General features: G+C 68.2%; 7 protein-coding genes and 1 riboswitch. All 7 genes read right to left on the bottom strand.

Going from position 1 to position 7,839, the window contains the following annotated elements:
* Nucleotides 1-736: biotin carboxylase N-terminal domain-containing protein (locus QZ994_RS17380; protein WP_290874617.1), on the bottom strand; the 736-nt coding region annotated here is incomplete at its 3' end.
* An 11-nt stretch (nt 737-747) separates the two neighbouring features.
* Nucleotides 748-1,386, bottom strand: a complete 639-nt coding sequence (locus QZ994_RS17385; RefSeq protein WP_290874635.1) for an urea amidolyase associated protein UAAP2 — start codon at nt 1,384-1,386, stop codon at nt 748-750.
* A 67-nt stretch (nt 1,387-1,453) separates the two neighbouring features.
* The gene (locus QZ994_RS17390; protein ID WP_290874620.1) at nt 1,454-2,260 is read right to left on the bottom strand and encodes an urea amidolyase associated protein UAAP1; all 807 of its coding nucleotides are present in this window, start codon (nt 2,258-2,260) and stop codon (nt 1,454-1,456) included.
* A gap of 40 nt (nt 2,261-2,300) precedes the next feature.
* The gene (locus tag QZ994_RS17395) at nt 2,301-3,149 is read right to left on the bottom strand and encodes an ABC transporter ATP-binding protein (protein WP_290874623.1); all 849 of its coding nucleotides are present in this window, start codon (nt 3,147-3,149) and stop codon (nt 2,301-2,303) included.
* 78 nt (nt 3,150-3,227) lie between these two features.
* Entirely contained in the window at nt 3,228-4,112 is an 885-nt protein-coding gene (locus tag QZ994_RS17400; RefSeq protein ID WP_290874626.1) for an ABC transporter permease, read from the bottom strand.
* A gap of 63 nt (nt 4,113-4,175) precedes the next feature.
* Nucleotides 4,176-4,291, bottom strand: a riboswitch (guanidine-I (ykkC/yxkD leader).
* Between the two features lie 104 nt (nt 4,292-4,395).
* The gene (locus tag QZ994_RS17405) at nt 4,396-6,279 is read right to left on the bottom strand and encodes an aminopeptidase P family protein (RefSeq protein WP_290874629.1); all 1,884 of its coding nucleotides are present in this window, start codon (nt 6,277-6,279) and stop codon (nt 4,396-4,398) included.
* A 56-nt stretch (nt 6,280-6,335) separates the two neighbouring features.
* The coding region (locus QZ994_RS17410) for an NAD(P)/FAD-dependent oxidoreductase (protein WP_290874632.1) at nt 6,336-7,839 on the bottom strand (1,504 nt) is incomplete at its 5' end.

The raw sequence follows: 7,839 nt of genomic DNA on the forward strand, positions 1-7,839 counted from the left end.
GGTGGGGGGCGGGGGTTTCTTCGATCACCTTCTGGTTGCGGCGCTGGGCCGAGCAGTCGCGCTCGCCCAGGGCCACGACCTGACCACGTCCGTCACCAAAGAGCTGCACCTCGATGTGGCGCGCCCGCTCGACGAACTTCTCCAGAAAGAGCCCGGCGTCCTTGAAGTTGGCGCTGGCCAGGCGGCTCACGGCCTCCCAGGCGGCGTCCAGCTCGGCCTCGTTGCGCACCAGGCGCATGCCGATGCCGCCACCGCCCGCGGTGCTCTTGAGCATCACCGGGTAGCCGATGCGCAGGGCCTCCTGGCGGGCCTCGGTCGCGTCGGCCAGCAGGCCGCTGCCGGGCAGCAGGGGCACCTGGTGGGCCTCGGCCAGGGCGCGGGCCGTGTGCTTGAGGCCAAAGGCGCGCATCTGATCGGGGCTGGGGCCGATGAAGGCGATGCCGGCGTCTTCGCAGGCCTGGGCAAAGCCCGGGTTCTCCGAGAGGAAGCCGTAACCGGGGTGGATGGCGCCAGCGCCAGTGGCCTTGGCCGCGGCCAGGATGCGTTCGGTGTCGAGGTAGCTCTGTGCGGCGGGCGCGGGCCCGATGCACACACTGGCATCGGCCAGGGCCACGTGTCGGGCGTCGGCATCGGCCTCGGAGTAGACGGCCACGGCCTTCAGCCCCATGGCGTGCAGGGTGCGGATGATGCGGCAGGCGATGGCGCCGCGGTTCGCGATCAGGACGGTGTCGAACATGGTGGTGGGCCTCAGTCCCAGATCAGGAATTGCGCGGGCGTGGGGTTGTAGGCGTTGCAGGGGTTGTTCAGCTGGGGGCAGTTGGACACGAGCATCAGGATGTCCATCTCGGCGCGCAGCTCCACGTACTTGCCTGGACCCGACACACCGTCTGCAAAGGTCAGCTCGCCTTCTGGTGTGACCGGCACGTTCATGAAGAAGTTGATGTTGGGCACCAGGTCGCGTTTGCCCAGGCCGATGTCGGCGTGTTGCAGCGCGATCAGGTAGTTGTCGCGGCAGCTGTGCATGAACTTCTTCTGCAGGGCGTAGCGCACGGTGTTGCTCTCGGCCGCGCAGGCGCCGCCCAGGGTGTCGTGGCGTCCACAGGTGTCGGCCACGATGGTGAGCATGGGCTGGCCTTCGCTGCTGAGCAGCACCGAGCCGGTGGTGAGGTAGATGCCGCCCTGGGCCAGCATGGTGTCGGTGGCGCTGTAGTGCTCGGCCGGGTCGTTGGCGTTGTAGAAGATCACGTCGACGGCCTGGTTGCCCTCCAGGTCGACGATGCGCAGGGTCTGGCCCCGCTTGATGACCTGGAGGTAAGGCTCACCCGAGGGCAGGGTGTGGTCAAGCACGGCATCGGCCGGGTTCAGTCTGCTTTCCTGGATGCGGATGGCGGCGGCAGACGAAGCCGATGCGGAAGAGGAGGGGGTGTCGGTGTGCATGGTGTGGCGCCTCGGCTCAGAGGTAGGACATGTCGGCGTTGTGCAGCGCGCGGGCGCATTCCGGGCGGAAGGCGCGGTTGAAGTCGTCGGCCGGAGCCGGGCCCGATTTCCACGCGGCCAGGCCCACCTTCTTGGGTGCGTAAGTGGGCGAGGGGTCGAGCGGGTGGGGCGCGGTCGAGAAGGCGATCAGGGTGTCCATGTCGAAGCGCAGCTCCACCACGGCACCGGCCGGGGCGTGATCGGGGGCGAACTGGAAGCGGCCTTCGGTGTCCACCGTCACCTTGCTGAAGAAGTTGACCGGGGCGATGAGGTCGCGGCGGCTCAGGCCGTACTTGCCGATCTCGATCAGCAGGCCGTCCTTGCCGCTGCGGTACATGCCGTTGCGGTGGGTGTGGAAGGGGCGGTCGCCGTACTTGGCCTGCAGGCGTTCGGCATCGAGCAGGGCGCCCAGGGGGTCATGCCAGCCCAGGGTGTCGTGCGTGATGCTGGCCAGCGAGCGGCCCATGTCGCTCATCAAGGTGTGGCCCCGGGTGTAGTGGGCGGTGTGCTGGGCCTTGAGCGAGTCGGGCATGTTGTAGCGCTCGAGCTTTTCGCGGGCGTGGTAGAGCACCATGCTCAGGTTGGCGCCGGCTTCGAGCGCCACCATGCGCAGGCGGCTGCCGCGTGGCATCACGCAGGACCAGTGCGCGCCACCTGGCACCAGCTCCGACCACATCACGCGCTCGGCGGGCAGGTCGGGGGCAAAGCGTTGCCAGTGAGGGAAGGCGTCCACCGGGTTGCTGGCGGGTGGGTTGTCCTGGGTGTGGTCGATGGAGGTGGTCATGGCTGGGCCTTGTGAAGGTCTGGCAGGAGGCAGCGGCGGTTCACGCTTGAAAGAGGTCGGACGAGCGGCTGAGCTTGTCCAGCAGGTCGAGGTCGGTCTTCATGCCCGAGGTCTCTCTGATGCGGTCGAGCAGGGTGCGCTTGAGGCCCAGGAACTCGGGGCTGAGCTTCATGTCCTGCGTACGTTGGCCGGGCAGGGGCACGGTGTGCACCGAGTCGATGCGGCCGGGGCGCGGGGCCATCAGCACCACGCGGTCGCCGAGGTAGATGGCTTCTTCCACATCGTGCGTGACGAACACGATGGTGCTGCGCTCCAGTCGGTGCACGTGCTTGATCAGGTCGTGCATGACCTCGCGGGTCTGGGCATCGAGGGCGCCGAATGGCTCGTCCATGAGGATGATGGGTGGGCGGCTCATCAGGGCGCGTGCGATGGCGACCCGCTGCTGCATGCCGCCCGAAAGCTGGCTCGGGTAGTGACGGGCCACGTGGGTGAGGCCCATCAGGCGCAAGAGTGCGTCGGCGCGGCCCTCGGCATCGGCCACGTCGCCGCTGGTGCGGCCATCGGTGTGGGCGGCCAGCTGTCGGCAGAACTTGATGTTGTCCAGCACCGTGAGCCAGGGGTAGAGGCTGTAGTGCTGGAAGACCATGGCGCGGTCCAGGCTGGGGCCCGTGATGGGCTGCCCGCCCGCCGTGAGCGTGCCCTGGTCAAAGCCCTCCAGGCCCGCGATGGTGCGCAGCAGGGTCGATTTGCCGCAGCCCGATGCGCCCACGAACACCACGAACTCATTGGGTTCGATGGTGAGGTTCACGTTGTTGAGGGCCGGTGCGCTGGCACCGGGGTAGGTCTTGTAGAGACCCTGGCAATGGATGCCGAGGGAGGGTGTGGTCATGAAGGCTTCCTTTGGATGCGATGTCAGGGCAGGCGTGCACACAGACGGGCGTGCGAACTGGCGCTCAGTGCCGCACCCTCAGTGCCGCACGTGCAGCCAGGGGAAGGCCTTGCGGTGCGCAAAGCGGAAAAGCTGGTCGATCACCAGGCCGATCAGGCCGATCAGCAGGATGCCGGCGAAGATCTTGTCGGTCTGCAGGAAGCGCTGTGCCTTGAGGATGGCGTAGCCCAGGCCGGAGTTGGCGGCCACCAGCTCGGCCACAACCAGGTAGGTCCAGGCCCAGCCCATGGTGACGCGCAGGGTGTCGAGCAGCGCGGGCTTGGCCGAAGGGATGATCACCTTCTCCAGCACTTCCCTGCGCGTGGCGCCCATGGTCTGGGCGGCCTCGATCTGTGCCATGGGCACGCGGCGCACGTCTTCGGCCACCATCAGGACCATCTGGAAGAAGGTGCCGATGAAGATGATCGCGATCTTGGCCCCTTCGTCGATGCCCACCCACACCATCACCAGCGGGATGAAGGCCACGGCCGGCATGTAGCGGATGAAGTCGGTCAGTGGCTCGAGCAGGGCCTGCACACTGCGCCAGCTGCCGATCATCAGCCCCAGGGGCAGGGCCAGCAGGGCCGAGGCCGCCCAGCCCACCACCACGCGCATGGTGCTGATGCCCATGTCGGTCAGCAGTTCTTCGTCCCACCAGGCTTTCATGCGCTCCAGCACCTGGGCCGGGCTGGGCAGGAACACCGGGTCGACCTCGCCGGCGGCGGCCAGGCCCCACAGCAGCAGGGGCAACAGCAGGCCCAGCACCGCCAGGCCCCAGTACAGGCTCAGGGGGATGTCCTGGCGGATGGCCCACAGCGGCGCAGGTTTGGAGGGCGCTTTCGGGGGCGGGAAGTCGGCGGTCAGCACGCGGTCCTCGGCTGCCGTGGCAGGCGAGGCGGGCTGGGGCGCAAGCGAAGAGGGCATGGACAGGCTCCTGGCGGGAAGAAACAAACGCACGCGAGAGGACACTTCGTCACATCGAAGCGAACCTCCCGGGCTTTTGTCCCGCCGTGGAGCCAAGGTCGGTAAAGGGCCGACCGGGGCCGGCAGCTCTCGGACCAGACATCCTGCTCAACAGGACCGGAACCCTAGCCACCTATTCGAAGAAACGACGCAGTGTCGTCCCTCTCATCGCAAATGGCATGCAAGGGGCATACCAAGCGGTTTGATCGGATTCAGCCCGGTATGGCACCAGGCTGGTGCTGAATCAGATCGGCTGGGTGCGCGCCACCAGCCAGTCCAGTGCATCGCCGCTCACCAGGGGGCGCAGGCGGCGCAGCACCTCGGCGTGGTAGGCGTTAAGCCAGGCGATCTCGTCCGGGCGCATCAGGGTCAGGTCGATGCAACGGGTGTCGATGGGGCAGAGCGTCAGCGTCTCGAAGGCGAGGTAGCTGCCATGCTCCGGTTCGCCCGGCACGGCATGCGGGTGGCTGGACGCCACAGGCACGTTCAACACCAGGTTTTCGATGCGGATGCCCCATTGCTGCGGCCGGTACAGGCCCGGCTCGATGGAGGTGATCATGCCGGGCTGCATCGCCATGTCGGCATTCGGCACGGCCTTGGAGATGCTCTGCGGCCCCTCGTGCACGTTGAGGAAGTAGCCCACGCCGTGCCCGGTGCCGTGCCCGAAGTCGATGCCCTCGGCCCACAGCGGCGCGCGGGCCAGGGCGTCCAGCATGGGCGCCAGCGTGCCCAGAGGGAAGCGCGCGCGCGACAGCCCCAGCGTACCCTTGAGCACCAACGTGTAGTCGCGCTTTTGTGCGGCGCTGGGCGTGCCGATGGGCCAGACCCGGGTGATGTCGGTCGTGCCGCCCAGGTACTGGGCGCCCGAGTCGATCAGCAGGAGGCCTTCGGCGCTCAGACCCTGGGGTGTGCTCAGCACCGCGTAGGCCTCGGGTGTGGCCCGGTAATGCGGCAAGGCCCCGTTGGCGTTGAAGCCGGCGATGGTCGGAAAGCTCAGCGAGACATAGCCTGGCTGTTTGGCGCGCTCGGCACTCAGGCGCTCGTCCACGGTGAGCTCGCTGATGTGCTCGCGTCCCAGGGCCTGCTCGAACCAGGCGTAGAAGGCGCACATGGCGGCGCCGTCGCGTTCCATGGCCTCGCGGATGAAGACCGCTTCGGCCTCCGTTTTGCGCGATTTGGCCAAAGTCGTGGGGTTCATGGCCTCGACCACGGTCACACCCTCTGGCACGGCCTCGCGCAGGCCCCAGGTCACGCGCTTGGGGTCGATCAGCAAGGCGCTGGACGCGGGCAGAGCGCGCAGGCTGGGCAGGGCCTCCCCGTACGGTTTCACCGTGATGCCATCGGCCTGGAGCGTGGCCCGCAGTGCGGCGTCGACCTTGCCCTCGCCAACAAAAAGTGTGGCCTCGTCCAGCCCCACCAGCAGGTGGCCCAGGAACACGGGGTTGTAGTCCACATCGGCACCGCGCAGGTTCAGCACCCAGGCCAGGTCGTCCAGGGTGGCGATCCAGTGCTGGTTGGCACCCTTCGCTTTCATGGCCTCGCGCAGGGCGGCCAGCTTGGCGGCACGCGGGGTCGCCGCATGGGGAAGGGCGTGTTCGTACACCGGCGCCTGGGGCAGGGGGGGGCGATCCGGCCAGATGCCATCGAGCACGTCGTCGGCCGTGTGCAGTTGCCAGCCCTGGGCCTGCAAGGCCTCGCGCAATTGTTGTGTCTGGGCCAGGCCCAGCACGGCGCCATCCACGGCAAGGCGGTGGGGCTGGGCGCTTCCGCTCGGGGCCGCACCCAGGTTCAGTTGCTGCAGCCACTGCACACAGGCGGGTACGACCGGGCCATCGAGTTTGACCAGGTCGACGCCAGTGCCGGCCAGCTCGGCTTCGGCCTGTTCCCAATAGCGGCTGTCGGTGAACAGGGCTGCCTTGCTCGCCGACACCAGCAGCGTGCCCGACGAGCCCGTGAAGCCGCTCAGCCACTGTCGCCCCTGCCAGTGTTCGGGCAGGTATTCAGACAGGTGCGGGTCGCTGCTGGGCAGCAGTGCGGCCTGCCAGCACTGGCTGGCCAGGCGGGTGCGCAGCGCAGCCAGGCGGGCAGGGATGGGCGACGAAAGGACGGCAGCGTCGGGTGCGTTCACGGTGGGGCGGCCACAGGGGTGGCATCAGCTCAAGATGCCACCATGTTGCCACCGAATCAGGCGTGACGGGGCTGCGTGGTCTGGCCGTTGGCTTCGGTCCGGCCGGGCTCCGGGCTGGGCTGGATGACGGCCCCCACGCTCACCGGCGGCACAGGAGGAGGTGCCACGCGCACCAGCATGGCATTGGGCTCCAGCGCGTGCGGATCGGGGAAGACGCGGGCGTGGCGTTGCGAGGTGAAGTAGGCCCAGGCCCAGTCCATCAGCACCACCGTGCGGTTGCGAAAGCCGATCAGGAAGTAGACGTGCACGAACAGCCAGAACAGCCAGGCCGGGAAGCCGCTGAACTTCACGCGCTTGTTCAGGTAAGGCAGGTCGATCATGGCCACCGCCGCGCGCTTGCCGATGGTGGCCAGCGAGCCGTAATCAAAGTAGCGGAAGGCCTGGGGCTCCAGCCCTCGCAGGCGCCGCATGATGTTGCTGGCCGCCTTGCGCCCCATCTGCTTGGCGCCAGGGCTCACACCAGGCACGGGGGTGGGTTGGTCGGGGTTGAGGTAGCTCCTGGCGCAGGCCAGGTCCCCCACCACGTGGATGTTGGGGTGGCCGGGCACGGTCAGGTCGGGCTCCACGATCACACGGCCGGCGCGGTCGAGCTGGCATCCCGTGGCCTTGGCCAGCGAACGCCCCAGCGGGGAGGCGGCCACACCGGCCGCCCACACCACGGTGCGCGTGGGCAGGAAGTGGGAGGTCACCTGGCTGCTGCCATCGGCCTGCTTGTCGTTCAGTTCGTAGTGCACGCCAAAGGCCGTGATGTTGGTGACCTTGGCGCCCGCCAGCACCTCGGCGCCCAGCCCCTCCAGTTGCTCTTTGGCGCGCTGCGAGAGGTCTTCGGTGAAGGCGCCCAGCACGCGTGGCGCGCCCTCGATCAGGATCACCCGCGCCACCCGCGAATCGATGCGGCGGAACTCGGCGCTCAGCGTCTGCTGGGCGATCTCGGCCAGGGTGCCGGCCATCTCCACGCCGGTGGGGCCTGCGCCCACCACCGCAAAGGTCAGCCAGGGTTCGCGTGCGGCGGGATCGGTTTCACGCTCGGCCTGTTCGAAGGCGGTGAGCACGCGGCGGCGAATGGTGAAGGCGTCCCCCAGGGTCTTGAGGCCCGGTGCGTACTTGGCCCAGTCGTCGCGACCAAAGTAGCTGTGGGTGGCGCCCGCGGCCACGATCAGCTGGTCGTAATGCAGGTGCTCGCCACCATCGAGCACCACGCAGTGCGAGGCCGTGTCGATGGCGGTGACCTCGCCCATCAGCACCGTGAGGTTGCCGCGGGCGATCTGCTTGCGCAGGATGTGGCGGATGGGGCCCGCGATCGCTGGCGCAGGCAGGCCGGCCGTGGCCACCTGGTAAAGCAGGGGCTGAAAGAGATGGTGGTTGGTGCGGTCGATGACCACGATCTCGACGTTGGCCCCCGACAGCGCCTTGGCGGCTTCCAGCCCTCCGAAGCCACAGCCAATGATGACCACGCGCGGGCGCTTGGCGGCCGGGGTGCGCTTGGCAGCGGCCTTCTTC

Source organism: Aquabacterium sp. (assembly GCF_021768455.1).
Taxonomy (GTDB): Bacteria; Pseudomonadota; Gammaproteobacteria; order Burkholderiales; family Burkholderiaceae_C; genus Aquabacterium.

Coding starts and splice junctions, on each gene's coding strand:
- QZ994_RS17400 (WP_290874626.1), bottom strand. CDS start 4,112: ATGCCCTCTTCGCTTGCGCCCCAGCCCGCCTCGCCTGCCACGGCAGCC.
- QZ994_RS17390 (WP_290874620.1), bottom strand. CDS start 2,260: ATGACCACCTCCATCGACCACACCCAGGACAACCCACCCGCCAGCAAC.
- QZ994_RS17395 (WP_290874623.1), bottom strand. CDS start 3,149: ATGACCACACCCTCCCTCGGCATCCATTGCCAGGGTCTCTACAAGACC.